The 16,418-nt window shown below is 37.7% G+C and carries 16 protein-coding genes and 3 tRNA genes; 5 read left to right on the top strand and 14 right to left on the bottom strand.

The genetic code is table 11. From position 1 onward, the window contains the following. The first annotated feature begins 252 nt into the window (after window positions 1-252). The 5 genes from QUF91_RS00830 (at window position 253) to QUF91_RS00810 (ending at window position 1,227) form a co-directional block, all read left to right on the top strand. A tRNA-Gly gene (locus QUF91_RS00830) sits at window positions 253-327 on the top strand. 10 nt (window positions 328-337) lie between these two features. After that, window positions 338-414 (top strand) — tRNA-Met (locus QUF91_RS00825). A 5-nt stretch (window positions 415-419) separates the two neighbouring features. Then, window positions 420-491 (top strand) — tRNA-Glu (locus tag QUF91_RS00820). 250 nt (window positions 492-741) lie between these two features. After that, window positions 742-957: a hypothetical protein gene (locus QUF91_RS00815; RefSeq protein WP_289416498.1), complete on the top strand. Its 216-nt coding sequence runs from the start codon at window positions 742-744 to the stop codon at window positions 955-957. An 18-nt stretch (window positions 958-975) separates the two neighbouring features. Further along, entirely contained in the window at window positions 976-1,227 is a 252-nt protein-coding gene (locus tag QUF91_RS00810) for a hypothetical protein (protein WP_285399955.1), read from the top strand. Between the two features lie 154 nt (window positions 1,228-1,381). On the opposite strand, the gene QUF91_RS00805 is transcribed toward QUF91_RS00810, so the two are convergent. The 14 genes from QUF91_RS00805 to glmU all read right to left on the bottom strand — a co-directional run bounded on the left by QUF91_RS00805 (window position 1,382) and on the right by glmU (window position 16,081). Then, window positions 1,382-1,810 carry a S1 domain-containing RNA-binding protein gene (locus QUF91_RS00805; protein ID WP_274795172.1) on the bottom strand — a complete coding sequence of 143 codons (429 nt, stop codon included), beginning with the start codon at window positions 1,808-1,810 and terminating at the stop codon, window positions 1,382-1,384. Window positions 1,811-1,944: 134 nt separating this feature from the next. Then, window positions 1,945-2,409, bottom strand: coding sequence for an FtsB family cell division protein (locus tag QUF91_RS00800; protein WP_285399953.1), 465 nt, complete (start codon window positions 2,407-2,409; stop codon window positions 1,945-1,947). 17 nt (window positions 2,410-2,426) lie between these two features. Next, on the bottom strand, window positions 2,427-2,918 hold the full coding sequence (gene yabQ / locus QUF91_RS00795) for a spore cortex biosynthesis protein YabQ (protein WP_353957831.1): 492 nt from the start codon (window positions 2,916-2,918) through the stop codon (window positions 2,427-2,429). Then, window positions 2,915-3,214: a sporulation protein YabP gene (yabP, locus tag QUF91_RS00790; RefSeq protein ID WP_004229167.1), complete on the bottom strand. Its 300-nt coding sequence runs from the start codon at window positions 3,212-3,214 to the stop codon at window positions 2,915-2,917. The genes yabQ and yabP overlap by 4 nt, the downstream gene beginning before the upstream one ends. A gap of 171 nt (window positions 3,215-3,385) precedes the next feature. Continuing rightward, complete coding sequence (locus QUF91_RS00785) at window positions 3,386-3,676, bottom strand: RNA-binding S4 domain-containing protein (protein ID WP_285399949.1); 291 nt, start codon at window positions 3,674-3,676, stop codon at window positions 3,386-3,388. A gap of 4 nt (window positions 3,677-3,680) precedes the next feature. Continuing rightward, on the bottom strand, window positions 3,681-5,141 hold the full coding sequence (gene yabN / locus QUF91_RS00780) for a bifunctional methyltransferase/pyrophosphohydrolase YabN (protein ID WP_289416489.1): 1,461 nt from the start codon (window positions 5,139-5,141) through the stop codon (window positions 3,681-3,683). A gap of 9 nt (window positions 5,142-5,150) precedes the next feature. Continuing rightward, window positions 5,151-6,773 (bottom strand): putative polysaccharide biosynthesis protein, encoded by a 1,623-nt coding sequence (locus tag QUF91_RS00775; protein WP_289416488.1) that lies wholly within the window; start codon window positions 6,771-6,773, stop codon window positions 5,151-5,153. 160 nt (window positions 6,774-6,933) lie between these two features. Further along, the gene (gene spoVT / locus QUF91_RS00770) at window positions 6,934-7,470 is read right to left on the bottom strand and encodes a stage V sporulation protein T (RefSeq protein WP_068986592.1); all 537 of its coding nucleotides are present in this window, start codon (window positions 7,468-7,470) and stop codon (window positions 6,934-6,936) included. A gap of 361 nt (window positions 7,471-7,831) precedes the next feature. Beyond that, the gene (mfd, locus tag QUF91_RS00765) at window positions 7,832-11,344 is read right to left on the bottom strand and encodes a transcription-repair coupling factor (RefSeq protein WP_285399944.1); all 3,513 of its coding nucleotides are present in this window, start codon (window positions 11,342-11,344) and stop codon (window positions 7,832-7,834) included. A 137-nt stretch (window positions 11,345-11,481) separates the two neighbouring features. After that, window positions 11,482-11,709 (bottom strand): anti-sigma-F factor Fin, encoded by a 228-nt coding sequence (locus QUF91_RS00760; RefSeq protein ID WP_143996615.1) that lies wholly within the window; start codon window positions 11,707-11,709, stop codon window positions 11,482-11,484. Window positions 11,710-11,997: 288 nt separating this feature from the next. Next, window positions 11,998-12,558, bottom strand: coding sequence for an aminoacyl-tRNA hydrolase (gene pth / locus QUF91_RS00755; protein WP_285399943.1), 561 nt, complete (start codon window positions 12,556-12,558; stop codon window positions 11,998-12,000). A 305-nt stretch (window positions 12,559-12,863) separates the two neighbouring features. Then, complete coding sequence (locus QUF91_RS00750) at window positions 12,864-13,448, bottom strand: 50S ribosomal protein L25/general stress protein Ctc (protein ID WP_285399942.1); 585 nt, start codon at window positions 13,446-13,448, stop codon at window positions 12,864-12,866. Window positions 13,449-13,726: 278 nt separating this feature from the next. Next, the gene (locus tag QUF91_RS00745) at window positions 13,727-14,686 is read right to left on the bottom strand and encodes a ribose-phosphate diphosphokinase (protein WP_285399941.1); all 960 of its coding nucleotides are present in this window, start codon (window positions 14,684-14,686) and stop codon (window positions 13,727-13,729) included. Window positions 14,687-14,710: 24 nt separating this feature from the next. Next, window positions 14,711-16,081, bottom strand: coding sequence for a bifunctional UDP-N-acetylglucosamine diphosphorylase/glucosamine-1-phosphate N-acetyltransferase GlmU (glmU, locus tag QUF91_RS00740; RefSeq protein ID WP_285399940.1), 1,371 nt, complete (start codon window positions 16,079-16,081; stop codon window positions 14,711-14,713). Window positions 16,082-16,418 lie beyond the last annotated feature (337 nt).

Here is a 16,418-nt window from a genome sequence, read left to right as displayed (position 1 = left end):
AGTGCTAACGAAGCGGCAGCAGCACCGATTTTGGTCACGAAGGCGTTATCACAGGATGTGATGGTTTTAGCCTTCATTCCTCTATTGCTAATCCCCTAGGAGTCGCCTAGTCGGAACGAAGATCAACTTATATAAATGGCATACATTTTAAATAATTAATAAAACCATATATTTTTATTAAATTTTTTTCAAAAAGTCCTTGACGTTAGTAACAAAGGCTTGTATTATTTAACTTGTCCTTAAAAAACAAATGCGGAAGTAGTTCAGTGGTAGAACACCACCTTGCCAAGGTGGGGGTCGCGAGTTCGAACCTCGTCTTCCGCTCCAAAATCTTAATGGCGGCCTAGCTCAGCTGGCTAGAGCGTACGGTTCATACCCGTAAGGTCGGGGGTTCGATCCCCTCGGCCGCCACCATAGTAGGCCCCTTGGTCAAGTGGTTAAGACACCGCCCTTTCACGGCGGTAACACGGGTTCGAATCCCGTAGGGGTCATCTCAAATAGGCGTCTCAGAATCGTTTCTGAGACGCCTATTTTTTTGTAGGATCAATTATACCTCAGCATAATTGCGTCCGGAATCGGAAAGAAGTTAGAAAAGATGGTGTAGCAACCCTCTTAAGTCGAAATTTACATACTAGAAAAATCCATACTTACTTATGTTTTGGCTCATCACCAAAAGTTGTGGGTGACATTTGTTAAAACGTATGCAATATAGGTTGATTGGAGTGAAGGCTGGGCGACTCCTTGGGGATCAGCGTCACAGATGAGACCCTGGAGCGAGCAACGCGAGTGAAGCGGCTCATCGGACGCCCCCAGGAAGCTCTGCTCTGTGCGAAAGCGAAGCGTCAGCGGCAAAGCGCCCAGTCGGAACGGAAATCAACCACACGTTTTGGTGAAGAGCCTATGTTTTTTACTGTCTACAAAAAATATGGCATACTAATAATGAAAAGAACGTATTGACTAGGAGGTTTATTTCCTTTGGGTTTATTAACAAAAGCTGCTTTAATTTGTGGAAGTGGCTCTATGATTATTCTCGTATCCATTCTTATTAATTTACCATTTGTTGTACAAATATTTTTACTCATCACTGGACTAGCCATTAGTGTATATGGTGTGTTTCTACTTATCAAAATGGTTGCTAACCCAGTCGAAAAGTCTTCAGAAGCACCTACTGAACAAGCACCCGCACCAGCTCCTAAGAAGAAAAAAAGACCAACATCCACGTTATAGGAAAAATCGTATATCCTTACATATTATTTAACTAAGCAATTATGCCCCGGCATAATTGCATCCAGAAGAAGATAAAAAAAGGGATTAGCTTTAGTAAAAAGCTAATCCCAACTCTATTTCATACACTTTTTCTACGATTAAAACAGTCAGCAAACTACCCTCTTCTTGCGCCACGACCACCGCGTTTTGACTCTGTAGCACGTTTAAGTGTTGCTAGACGTTCATCACTATCTTTTAAGAAACGCGCCATTTTTTGCTCAAAATTCTCTTTTGGCTGATGACGTTCGTTGCGATCATTAGAACGATTTTCTCGACGTGGACGTGCTGGACGCTCTGGTCTCTCAGCTTGAGGCTTTGCTTTACGGATTGAAAGACCAATCTTTCCGTCCGCTTCAACATTCATCACTTTTACTTCAACTTCATCTCCAACTTTTAGATGCTCATTGATATCTTTTACATAATTGTCAGCAACTTCACTGATGTGTACTAAGCCTGTTTTGCCATCTGGCAGCTCAACGAATGCTCCAAAATTTGTGATTCCTGTTACTTTACCTTGTACCTTGCTGCCTACTTCAATTGACATAAAAAAAATGCTCCTCCTTAAAAATTAAGCGACTCTTTTGAGTCATGTAATCAATTTAATCAAACTTTTTACTGCAATAAGTTTCTCTTTTCATTATATATAACAAAAAAAGAGTGTCAACAATACATAGCTTTTCAGTCGCCTTTTTTATCTTTCTTTTCTGGTATGACGTCTTTTTTATCCTTTTTTTCTGGTATATCTCCTTTTTTTTCTTTCTCTTCCGGTATAATGAAAATAACTTCACCTTTTTCGGATAGGAAATACTCTTTGCGTAATAGCTTCGCGATATATTCATCATCTTCTAATTGTTTAATTTTAAGATTTAATGAATCTCGTTCTTCCTTCACTTCAGTTAGATGCTGATTCACTTCGTCTTTCTTCTTCTCTTTTACAGCTAATGTTTTATTTTGTTGAAAAAGTATATTTATGAGAAAGGCGATAATAACGACTGGCACAATTGCAAAAAAGACAATACGCCGTATTTTTCTTTTCCGTGATTGTTTTTTACGATTTATAGCTCTATCCGTGTTACGGACATAGTCATTATCAAGTTTAGTAAAGTTTTGTTGGCCATCATTTGATGAATGACGTCTAGACATGCCCGCACCTCCGAAAATTATTGTTGTCTTTTATTATACTTGATATATCGGAATTTTTTTAAAAAAGTGTTGGACAAATACGAATAAATTTTGACAAAAGGTCTTAAAATAAAAGCTCCAATGTTTATTAGTATCTGTAAAATTTGTCGAATGATAGCAATTATTAATTGTACGACGAACCAGAAAGGTCTCCATGTTATATTCACAAAAATCTTTGCGATGAAACGTAAAAATGTTTGAAAAAACGTTTGATACAAAAAAATTCCGGCTATTTGCGCTAGCGGGTCATAAGCCCGCCAAGCGCCATCTTTCAGCCAAAATAATAAATAGTATGTCAGTCCTCCAAGTAGAATCCAAGCGAGTAATTCTAATACCATCATCCACCTTCGAAGGCTTGACCTTTTTGGAGTCGAAAAAACAATAAGCCTTACACTATCAATAATGAACCCAACTGCTATACCGCTCAAAACCATGACTAATAGCTGAACAAATTGTTCACTAACAATCATCCAAACAACTTATGAAGGAAACCTTTCGAGAAGCCACTTTCCTCCTCGTCATACTGTAAGGTTTTTACAGTTCCTTCAAGTGTCAATAACCCTTTATCAACATCTAAATGAACGATATGCAGTTCCTCTCCACGGATTAACAAATGCCCTTGGGACGTCTTGATAAAAAACTCTTCCTGATCAAAGCGTTCAATTGATTTTACAGAAGTCATGTCCATTCTTTTACGATTACGAATCGTTAAAATATGTTCTCCAGATGGAATTGTGTAACGGTTACTTTCTTGATGTAGCGTCATTTTCTTCCTCCTTTAGTCGTCCTAGCTTCTGTTCACTTTATGCGGACAACCTTAAAAGCATGACAACTTTATTAAAGTTGTTAAACTTTCATCAGCATTATTGTGGCTATAATCAGTGACAGCTTTTGAGAACTTCAGAGGAGATCAGGACTAAATGTAAGTCACTATTAATTAGTCTTCATCATCAATATATTCAGGTTCAATTTTTTCCAAACGCTCTTCTTTCAAAATAGTAAACATTTTTGCTGCATCTTCTTTTTTCACAGTATCACGTAATTCCTCTACACGCGCTGTTACAATTTTTTGTCCAAAACGAATGGCTAGCTCGTCACCTGCTTTTACAGCACTACTAGCTTTTGCTACCTTACCGTTTATCGTAATACGACCTTGATCTGCCACTTCTTTTGCTAATGTACGACGCTTAATTAAACGTGATACTTTTAAAAATTTATCTAATCGCATATTTTTACTCCTTTTCTAGCTGTTTTGCTTCATTCCAGAAAGCATCTAACTGTTCTAATGTATAATCCGAAAACGGCTTCCCACTTTCCTTTACCTTTGCTTCCACATAACCGAAGCGTCTCGAAAACTTCTCATTGGCATGTATCATAGCCTCTTCTGGAGATAGCTTGTAGAAACGTGCTAAATTCACAAGTGTGAATAGCACATCTCCAAATTCATCAAGACGTGACGCATTTGTACCTTTCGTCACCTCATGGCGAAATTCCTGCCATTCCTCCGTAAACTTGTCCCATGCACCATCTACATCTGGCCAGTCAAACCCTACCTTTGCAGCTCTTTTTTGATAATTATACGCTGTTTGTAAAGCTGAGGACGCCCGGTATTCTTCTTCTAATAGCGGCTTATCACTTTTACCTTTTTCTTCTGCTTTTATAGCTTCCCAATTAGCTACAACGTCATCTGCATCTTCTACCGATACATCCCCAAACACATGCGGATGTCGACGAATCATTTTTTCACTAATTGAAGCTAAAACATCTTCTAATGTAAAGTAACCTTGATCTTCTCCGATTTGTGCATGAAGGAATATTTGTAATAACACATCCCCAAGCTCCTCGATCATCGCAAAGTCATCCTCTGCATCTACAGCTGCCAAATATTCATGAGCCTCTTCTAATAAATATTTTTTCAATGATTCATGCGTTTGCTTTTGATCCCATGGACAGCCATTTGGACCTCGTAAAGTAGCAATAATTTGACGGAAAGTTGTCCAGTCCCTTAATGCCTCCTCTTGTGATTTAACAGGTGGCACATATACAGTTGTTAAATTGTTCACCTCAACACTTTGGTCGAGTTCATAAAGTGGTATTGTTATTAACTTTTCCTGTGACGAGCCCGCTGCTGTAACAACTGTAACAGGGTATTCGTCATCGTATTTCTCCATTAACGTTAGCTTTACTTCTGACGCACTGAATGTATCATATACTTGGGCTATTAAAATATGTTGATGCAAGTTAATGTCATGCATAGAAAAGCTAGTGCCATCTAGCAATTGAAAGCCCTCAATTGGGTCGATTTTCAACGCGCCAAATATTGGATCTAAGAAGCTTTGCCCACCTTCAATGATTAAATTTACTTTTCCCTCATCCGCCGCTGCAATAAGCAATTGTACAGTCTGCTCCGCAACAAGTGGATGGCCTGGTACAGCGTACATCACATCTTCAATCGCTGCAGTAGCTACAAGCTTTTCTGCAATTTCCTCATATACAGGCTGGAATGAACTATGTTTTTCATAGACTGCATCGAAGCTCTCAAATTGTAAGCCTTCTGCTGATAATTCCTCTAATACTGGATGATCCACTGTACGAACATATAATTTTCTAGCCGTTTTTAATTTTTTATAGACACCCATTTGCAGTTGATCAAAATCACCCGCACCTAAGCCAATAACTGTTAAATTATTCAATCCATCCACCTACTTCTTCCGATTTAACCATAATTGATAAACAGCCATTTTTCGACCAAATGGCAGTAAATACCACTCTTTTTCAGCTAGCACACGTAACTTAACAATGACTGTAATCATTACAAATGCACCTAAACATACCGCTGTCAAACCTGCTACCACCGCGACATAGCGAGGCGATAAAAATTGGTTTAACAACACTGGTACAAATTGTAACCAAACTAATACTACAGCTGCCATACTGAGTGATGCAATCCCTACTTTTTTATAAAAATCTGCTGGCGCTAATTGAATGGCCGTGATTTTCTTTAAATAGAAAACAAGCATAAGTGCAGTAAACAATAGACCCACATTGTTAGCAATGGCCGCACCTAATACACCAAACAAATTAATTGTCAGCACATTCAATATTATTTTTAAAATAAAACCTACAATCAAAAATAAAGCTGGCTTTTTTAATTTTCCATAGCCTTGCAGAATAGCTGTAAATGTCAAAATAATCGACAAAGGCACAATTTGTAACACATATATCATAAGTACTTCCGACAGTGTATCTGTTTTAAAGAGCATTGCATTAATATAAGGCATAACGAGTATTAAACCTAGAGATGCTGCCCACCCAAATAATATAGACGCTCTATAGGTTAGCTGTATAAACGGAATTGCACTACGACCTTCCTGTTTTTTGGACATATGTGCGACAAGAGGCACAATAGCAAGTGAAAGAGCAGAAGCAATAACAACTCCAAGTTGCACTAATGGCTGTCCGCGGTCATAAACGCCTTTTGTTTCCTTAGCTAGCGTCTGATCCATACCACCTTCGATTAATAGTGAATAAATAGTAAAAGAATCAACTAGCTGATAGCCTAGTAACAATAAACCGCTCATGCTTACGCTTAAGCTTAGCAATGTTACCTCTTTAATAACGGAAAAACTTTCGATACGTTGCTGTAGTTTTTTGTCCTTAAATAGACCAAAACGTTTTTTAAAGATAAACGCAAGTAATAAAAAGCCTACAATTTCACCAATTACTGTACCTATAATGGCCATTTGTCCCGCACTATATAGTGATTTTGTCGTCGTCATAATAATAAATGTACCCGCTAAAATGACAGATACTCTCACAGCTTGTTCAAGGACTTGTGCATAAGCAATTGGCTCCATAATACCTCTTGATTGGAAGCCACCCTTCAAAATAGCAAGCGCTGGCATGACAAGCACTACAAATGAACCAGTCCGTATTAAAGGCGCTAGCTGAGTATCACCCATGAGCTGTGCAAGTATTTCAGCACCACCAAATAAAACAGCAAAAAACAACAACGATAGTACTGTTAAATAAAGAAAAACAATACGCAAAATACCGCTACGTTTCTGATTTCGCTCCAGCGGGTCTAAAATACAATCATTATCTGCTAGCATTTTAGAAATGGCTACTGCAAAGCCACTCGATGTCCATACGACGAAAATAGATATAATTGGATACACCTGTTGGTAAATATAAAACCCGTCATCACCAACAAGATTTTGAAAAGGCACACGATAAATTGCACTAAGAACCTTCACAATAAGAGCAGCAATTGTAAGTAAGGCCGCGCCCTTCATGTAGCTTTTCATGCCAAAACGTTCCGACATAAATTGCCCTCATTCCTTCTATAACAATGCCAATAGTATAGCATATCTCAAAAGTTTGACGCGCCCGATAGCACTATCATAAATACTTCTGTATACAACTATGTACGAAAAAAAGTTATTGTTCAGCCTAAAAGGTCAGCGCAATAACTTTAAATTTTCATTAACTATTCATTTGTTTAGCTAAGAAATTAGCAGCTGTTTCTGCAACTTTTACTTCAACCTCACCGACAAAATGTACTTTAGACAAAACGATAATACAGCCGATTGGATCACCATTTACCATAATAGGCGTTGCGCAATATGACTTTACTTGCTCATATTGTCCAGGAACAATCTCAATAGTTGTTTCCATTTTTTCTATTTTTGTTGAACGCTCGTCCATAAAACTTTCCGCAAAGGATGTAATACGACGATTAATGTACTCTTTCTTACCGATCCCTGAGACAGCAATTACTTCATCTCGGTCGGTTACAAATGCCGGAGTACCTAACGTTTCATATAATGTTTCTACATATTCTCTTGCAAATTCCCCCAAATCATTAATTGGAGAATATTTCTTTAAAATGACTTCGCCTTCACGATCTGTATAAATTTCTAACGGGTCACCCTCACGAATACGTAGCGTCCTACGAATTTCTTTTGGAATAACCACACGCCCTAAATCATCAATACGACGAACAATTCCTGTTGCCTTCATTCTTAATGCCTCGCTTTCGCTACAATGAAATTTTTATTCAACAATAGTATGGTTTTTTATAAAGCAATCTATGCAAAAACTGAAGAAAAAGGATTTCACGACCAACAATATTTTTCAAAAAGCCTTGTAAGCCTAAGCACTTGTGCTTTAATTGGTTTTAGCATGTAGATTTTTAACTTCAATCAACTTATCTTAGATTAACCACAGAACAAATTTTTATTAATGATTTATGAAGAAATTTATTGAGCAATAATAATCAATTCGACTTTGACGTTTCAACACTTATCACTTATAGAGATTTCTCCTTAGCCGAATAAAAAAAGCTAATCATTTCCCTCGCGAGCTATGATCAGCTTTTCTTTTATTGTTGTTTTTTTGAATTAGCAATAATTTGCATCATTTCTTCTAAAATATCAAAGGGTTGATATTTTCCACATTTTCGTTCATCGATCGTAAATTTCAATTGCATTCCATCCATACCAAAACCGACAGCACGTTCAAATTTCATGGATTCTTCAACAATTTTACCACCATCAACTTGTGCTGTACCTTCTGCAGACAACAATATCGTGACGATCTTTTGCTTTTCTTTCACAGATAATACCCCTGCACCTAATCCCCATACCTTCATACGTGCAATTCGCAGTAAGCGCTCTGTTTCAATCGGAAGATCACCGAAACGATCCTCTAATTCCTCCATGACTTCGCTATATTCCTCCACTTGATCCATTGCTTTAATACGTTTATACATTTGAATTTTTTGATAGCCATCAGGAATGTATACATCTGGGATATAGGCATCAACACTCAATAAAATTTCAATGTCAGGCTTTTCTTCTTTTTTCACACCTGTTTGACGCTCGGCAATTGCTTCTTGTAGCATTTGTGAATATAAATCAAAGCCGACAGAATCAATAAAGCCATGCTGTTGTGCTCCAAGCAAATTACCAGCACCACGAATGGATAAGTCACGCATAGCAATTTTAAAACCTGATCCTAACTCTGTAAATTCTTTAATCGCCTGTAATCGTTGCTCAGCCACATCTGTAAGAACTTTATCACGTTGATACATAAAATATGCATATGCAACCCTATTAGAACGTCCAACACGACCACGCAATTGATAAAGCTGCGCTAAGCCCATTCGATCAGCATCGTGGACAATCAATGTGTTCACATTCGGTATATCCACACCCGTCTCGATAATGGTTGTCGTTACAAGCACATCATAGTCACCTTCTAAAAAGGCTAATATGACAGATTCTAATTCTGATTCCGTCATTTTACCATGTGCATGTCCTACACGCGCTTCTGGGACAAGTATTTGAATTTCCTCAACCTTACGAGCCATATCTTCTACACGATTGTATAAGTAGAATACTTGACCTCCGCGCGCCATCTCTCTCTCAATAGCTTCTCGTACTAATGCACCGCTATGTTCCATTACATAGGTTTGTACAGGGAAACGATTTGCTGGTGGAGTTTCAATGACCGATAAATCTCGAACACCTACCATCGACATATGCAATGTTCTTGGAATTGGAGTTGCCGTTAGCGTCAATACATCGACATTCGTTTTTAGTTGTTTAATTTTTTCTTTATGTGTTACACCAAAACGTTGCTCCTCATCAACAATTAGTAGCCCAAGGTCTTGGAATAATAAATCTTTAGATAAAATTCGATGCGTTCCAACGACAATATCAACTTGCCCTTCTTTTATACCCTTTAACGTCGCTGTTTGCTCTTTTTTTGTACGGAAACGAGATAAGAGACCTACATTAATAGCAAAACCTTGAAATCTCTCACGAATCGTTTCGTAATGCTGCTGTGCTAAAATCGTGGTCGGCACAAGGAATGCTACTTGTTTGCCATCTTGAATTGCTTTAAATGCAGCACGAATCGCTACCTCCGTTTTACCATACCCTACATCTCCACATACAAGACGATCCATAGGGCGTTCACGCTCCATATCACGTTTTACTTCAATAATTGAACGTAGCTGATCCTCTGTTTCTTCATAAGGGAATGAAGCCTCAAAATTGCGCTGATCATCGTTGTCAATCTCAAAGGCATGACCCTTCTCGGCTTCACGCTTCGCATACAGCTTAATTAAATCATCTGCAATATCTTGAACAGCAGAGGATACCTTTGCTTTGGCTTTTTTCCACTCTGCTCCACCTAGTTTGTGTAGCTTTGGTTCACGTTCTTCAGATGCCACATATTTTTGAATTAAATCTATTTGCTCTACTGGTACATATAACTTATCATCTGCGCGGTATCGAATGTGCAAGTAATCCTTATGTGTACCATTTACCTCTAATGTTTCCACACCAATATATTTACCTATACCATGATGTACATGTACAACATAGTCGCCAGGTTTAATTTCTGTATAGCTTTTAATACGCTCTGCATTCGTCATTTTTTGAGGACGTGCTTTTTTCTTTGCCTGTTGTTTAAATAGTTCATCCTCTGTCACAATCGCTAGACGTTGTAGCGGTAATTCAAAGCCACTAGACAGTGAACCATCCACAATATAAATACCTGGCTCTGTCGGATCACCAATTGATGTATGAATATCATATTCCTCAAGCATCTGCTGTACACGTTTAACACGTTCTTTATCCCTTGTAACGATAAGTACAGTAAATTTACCAAGTAGCCAGCGTTCAACCTCATTTTGTAATAATGACATTTGGCCATGAAATTGCTGCATGGGCTTACAAGAAAAGTTTGTCGTCTTATTAAACGTTACACCTGCAAATGTCCGAGAAAATAATGAGAAATATAATTTTTGCTGTGACAGCATTGCTAAAATTTCTTTTAAAGAGAAGGCAGGCTTTACATCATGCACCATTTTTCCTTCTTCAATTAATGATAAAAACCATTCATCCTCTTCACGCTCCCAGGCATCCATAACCTCCTGAATACGCCCGAGCTCATCAAACAGTACAATCCCATCATGTGTAAAATAGTCACCTAAATAAGCAGGTTTCTCATACAATAAAGAACCATATTTGTTTACATAGTCTGGTAAACTCCCCTGTTGTAGCAATTCAATATCGTGTTGAATATGCTGATACAGTAGCTCCTTTGTCTCCTGCTTTCTGACTTTCTTTAAGCTTGTCGCCAATGCAGCTTCTAAACGACTTGCCAACACTACTCTTTCTTTCTTCGTCAAAATAACTTCAGATGCTGGTAGGATACGCACTTTCTGCAATTTATCAATGGAACGTTGATCATCCGCTGAAAATGTTCGAATAGAGTCTACTTCCGTATCAAATAACTCAATACGAATAGGTGACTCTAAATACGGCGGATAAATATCTAGTATGCCACCACGTAGCGCAAATTCTCCTGGTGTTGTTACCATTGAATTACGTACGTAACCCATCTCTACTAATGTTTGCAGCCATTCTTCAGTCTGAATTTCCTCGCCTACTGCTGTTTGTAAAAAATAATGTAACCAATGTTCTTTAGGCTGCATCATTTTACGTAAGCCCGCAACTGGTATCACATAAACCCCTTTTTCACCTCTAGCTAAGTGATCAAGTGTCGCGATACGCTCTGCACGTAACTCTGGAGAGGCAACAGACAAGTCTGCGGCAATAAACTCATCTGCAGGATAATAATGAACATGCTCCTCACCTAAAAGTCCCACAAGCTCGTCGGCCATTTTTTGTGCCTGTAATAGATTAGGAGATACAATATAGATTGGTTTTTTTACATATTCAAATAACACATCGACCATTACTGGACGTGCGCTTCCTGTTAATCCCGTAATAAGTTGTGAAGCAGTATGACCGCTCTGAATCTCCTGTAAAAATGATGTGATATGTTTGTCCTGCGACACAAGCTGTCGTAAAACTTCCACAGTCAAAAGCTCCTTTCAGCGCGTAATTCTTTTCGTCATATACTACGAATCTAGTACTATGATACGCATCTTTTTTGTCCATTTTTTCAATGGAAAAAGCTTTGAACGCACGAAAGTGCGCCAAAGCATCCTTCCAATTATTGAATCCATTTATTGAGTGCATGATAATCTGGATATTGTCTTAGCGAATCCTCACATTGCTCACAAATGCAGTGCACCGTCGTTTGTCCATGTTGGTCTTTCTCAACATAATCATCCGCTTCTCCCATTTCAAAAATATGCAGTTTTCGAATTGTATCATCTGCATCAAATGGTAGTGTCCCTATTTCTACTTCACAATGCCGACATCGATAGCGAACTGACATCTCCAAATCATCCTCCTTTAAGCAATTACTACTTAAAGTATAGACATTTCTAAAAAAGATTATGCACTTTCAATTTTGTCTTAGCATAATTGCTCTTTAAAATAGAGAATAGTTTTTGCATTGTGTCTAAAATTAGACTATACAATTTAGTAAGCTGTCGCTTTGCTTTCGCTACCCAAAACACTTGTAGCTGACGCTTCTCTTTCGCTACGAAAACACCACCCGCTGAGAGAAATTAAACCGTCATCCTAAACAACTGGAATATTCACACCAAACTTTAACTTATTGTTACCCGTTAAAGTGATTCATTACATCAAGAAATGGCTTTGAAAGAGATGCTTCTATAGCATTTACACACTTTTCAATAGTGTCTCCCATAACAGCTTGATCTTCTTTTGAAAATTTCGATAACACGTAATCTGCTACCTTCATGCCAGCCGGCGGGCGGTTAACCCCAACACGAATGCGATTAAATTCTTGCGTGCCTAAATGCTGAATTAATGATTTAATACCATTATGTCCACCTGCACTACCTTTTTGACGCAGGCGTAATTTACCTGTCTCTAAATCTAAATCGTCATAAATAACAATTAAATCTTCCACATCAATATCAAAATAGTTCATTAGGGGACCAACACATTCCCCTGATAAATTCATATATGTTAAAGGTTTAACAAGTAGAACCTTTCCTTCAGGACGATGTACCGTTGCATACATACCATTAAACTTTGAATTAGTTAAAGGTGCACCCCATTTTTCAGCTAACGCATCTATAACATCGAAGCCAATATTATGTCTTGTATGCTCATAAGGTTTACCTGGATTTCCTAAACCAACGATAATTTTCATAAGTACCCCTCTTCTTTCAAATCTAATAGTCATTATTTTACCATATCATGTACTAAGAAAGCATTTTGTACATTTCTTGAATGAAAAAATTCAAAAAACAAAAGCACTGATTGACTAGAAAAGCCCAGATGCTTTCCAAGAGCAATAATTGAGCCCCCACAAAAAAAAACATATAGGTCTCAAATAAAATATCGTTCTCCTTCGTTAATCTTTTAATGATATGAAGTATATGGGGTTCCAAAAAACACAAAAAAGCTATTAAAGAAGGTTAACCTTCTTTAATAGCCTTTCCTTATCATCTATATTTACTCTTGTTCAATACTAGTTTCTTCTTCAACTACAGCAACTGGTGCCATCATTGTTGCCAATATATGCTCACCTTCACTAACAATCTCAAAATCTATTGATTCTCGAATATCTGCTATTGTGATTGACTCACCAATTTTAAGTTTAGTAATATCCACTTCGATTGCTTCTGGCATATCAGCTGGTTTTACTTTAATTTTCAGTTCTAAGTTAGGCTGCATCAAAATGCCACCTTCACTTACACCAACCGACTCTCCAACAAGTTTAATAGGCACGTCAGCTTCTAACTCTTCAGACATATTAATTGCTAAAAAGTCTACATGATTTACTTCACCTTTCAGAGAGCATTGTTGTATTTCTGACACAACAACATTCACTTTTTTCTCGTCTAGCTTCATCGAAAACACAGCGTTTTGTCCATTTTTTATAATGGATTTTTTGAATTCCTTCGCTGAAATAGAAATTGGGGTAGAATCTAAATTATAGCCGTAAATAACCGCAGGAATGGCTCCCCCTTTTCTAAGTTGGGTTAATGTTGAACGATGCCCAGCTTCGCGCTTTGTAACACTTAATACTGTACTCATATCTATACTTCCCCTTCCAAGAAAAATTATTTACGCCTTATCATGAATGTCATTAATACTTTAAAATCCTCGATGACATTTGTTAAGGCTCTAATAATATTTACCTCTATTTTTTATACAGTAGTGTAAATATTATTAAGTCACAATTACTATTATACCCTTTTACAAGAAAATTCACACAAAAGAGACCTATAAAAAAGGACAAATCTACTTGCAAACGTAGATTTGTCCTTACTATGTCACATCAATTTACTGTATGTGAAATTTGTTTATTTATATTAATCAAATAGAGTACTTACAGATTTATTTTCATAAACACGAGAGATTGCATCTGCCATTAATTTAGCTACTGATAGTTCTGTAATTTTTGGAGATTTTTTCTCTTCAGAAAGCTGGATAGTATTTGTTACAACTAATTCTTTAATTGAAGAGTTTTCAATACGTTCGATTGCTGGACCTGATAGTACTGGGTGAGAGCAGCAAGCATAAACTTCTTTCGCACCAGCAGCACGTAATGCATCCGCACCGATTGTAATCGTACCTGCAGTGTCAATAATATCATCAATCAAGATTGCCACTTTACCATCAACATTACCAACAATGTTCATTACTTCTGCAACGTTTGGTTTTGGACGGCGCTTGTCAATAATTGCAATAGGTGCTTTTAAACGTTCTGCCATTTTACGAGCACGTGTTACACCACCATGATCTGGTGAAACAACAACGATTTCATCTTCTGGAATACCTTTTGATTTGAAGTAATCAGATAGTAAAGGCACTGCCATCAAGTGGTCGATTAAAATATCGAAGAAACCTTGGATTTGCGGTGCATGTAAATCTAAAACGATTACACGTGTTGCACCTGCTGTTTCAAGTAAGTTTGCTACTAATTTAGCTGTAATTGGCTCGCGTGCTTTTGCTTTACGGTCCTGACGAGCATATCCATAGTAAGGCATTACAACGTTTACTGTACGAGCAGATGCGCGTTTTACAGCATCCACCATAATTAAAAGCTCCATTAAATGTTCGTTTACAGGTGCAGAAGTAGACTGCACGATAAACACATCACAACCACGAATACTTTCTTCAATGCTAATTTGAACTTCTCCATCGCTGAAGTGTTTAACAGAAGATTTACCTAATTCAACACCCATTTCTTGCGCAATTTCTTGAGCAAGTGGATTGTTAGAGTTAAGTGAAAATATTTTTAATTGTGAGTTTGCATAATGATACGGCATGATGGCCTCCTGTTTAGTTGATAATTATTTTGAATTTAATTTGCTTACATAATTCGGTTTGTTTTCTTGTCTTGCACGAGCAATTGCAAGTGCATCCTCAGGAACTTCTTTTGTAATTGTAGATCCTGCTGCAATAAATGAACCTTTTCCAACTTTCACTGGCGCTACTAAGTTAGTATTACATCCTACAAATACATCATCTTCAATAATTGTTTGGAACTTGTTTTTCCCATCATAGTTTACTGTAATGGAACCACAGCCAACATTGACATTACTTCCTATTTCAGCATCACCAATATAGCTTAAGTGTGATATTTTCGTGTCATTACCTAGTTTACTTTTCTTCACTTCTACAAAGTTACCAATTTTCACATGGCTACCAATATCAGAAAGTGGTCGAATATGTGCAAAAGGTCCAATAGCTGTGTCTTCTGCTACAGCGCTTTCACGCACAACAGAAGAATGCACAGTTGTTCGGTCACCGATACGGCTATCTATGATTTGTGTGTTTGGCCCGATTATGCAATCTTCACCAATAACAGTTGCACCTTCTATCATAGAGCCCGGCTGAATAACAGTATCTCGACCAATCACCGTGTCTGCGCTAATATATGTTGCTTCTGGATTAATAATTGTGACCCCGTTACGCATATGCTTTTCATTAATTCTTGTACGCATTAGCGTCTCTGCTTGTGACAGAGCAACACGGTCATTAACACCAAGTGTTTCTTCAAAATCTTCCGTTACATATGCTTCAACGATATCGCCTTGTTTTTGTAAAATTTCAATCACATCAGGTAAATAAAACTCGCCCTGTGCATTGTCGTTTTTCACAAGCTTTAATGTCTCAAATAACGCTTTATTATCAAAGCAGTATGTGCCCGTATTAATTTCTTTAACTAATTGCTGTTCTGCTGAAGCATCCTTTTGTTCAACAATTTGCTCCACCTGTCCATTTTCGCCACGTAAAATGCGACCATAGCCTGTTGGATTTTCAGCAATCGCTGTTAAAATAGTAGCCTTAGCATTCTTTGCTTGATGATGCTCGAACAAAGCTTGCATCGTTTCAGGGCGAATAAGTGGTGTATCACCGCAAACAACTAATGTTGTCCCTTCTTCGCTACCTAAAATTTCCTCAGCCTGCTGTACAGCATGAGCTGTCCCTAACTGTTCAGCCTGTAAAACATACTCGCTTTTATCTCCAAGCTGTTGTTTTACCTTTTCTGCACCGTGTCCTACAACCGTTACGATGCGACTCACATCTAACGTTTGAATGTGATCCACCACATGTTGCACCATCGGCTTCCCACATACTGGATGGAGCACTTTATATAATTTGGACTTCATACGTGTACCTTGACCTGCAGCCAAAATGACAGCAAAAATGTTGCTCATCTGTAAGTCCTCCAATACGCTCATTTTCTCTTATGACTATATAGCAAAATTCATCTATTTTCAAGGTATGTAGAGTTGACAAAAAGATGAATTTCCAAATCAAATGCACCTTATGCTCGAATGTTAATATGTATGTCCTAAAACTGCTCTTTTTCTCTTATTCACAAAATAAAAAGAACTCTCCAATTAAGAAGAGCCCTAATTATCTAATGTTACCAGGTGTATACAAAAAGTGTAAGAATTTGAATAATCACCATTAATATGGATCATCCCAAAATTTGTGGATGACATTTGTTTAAGCGCAAGCGAAGCAGCTCATCAGTCGCCCCTAGGAAGC

The sequence above is a fragment of the Lysinibacillus sp. G4S2 genome (genome assembly GCF_030348505.1).
GTDB lineage: Bacteria > Bacillota > Bacilli > Bacillales_A > Planococcaceae > Lysinibacillus.
The sequence above is the reverse complement of the archived record's forward strand: the minus strand, read 5'-3'. Positions and strand labels throughout refer to the sequence as shown.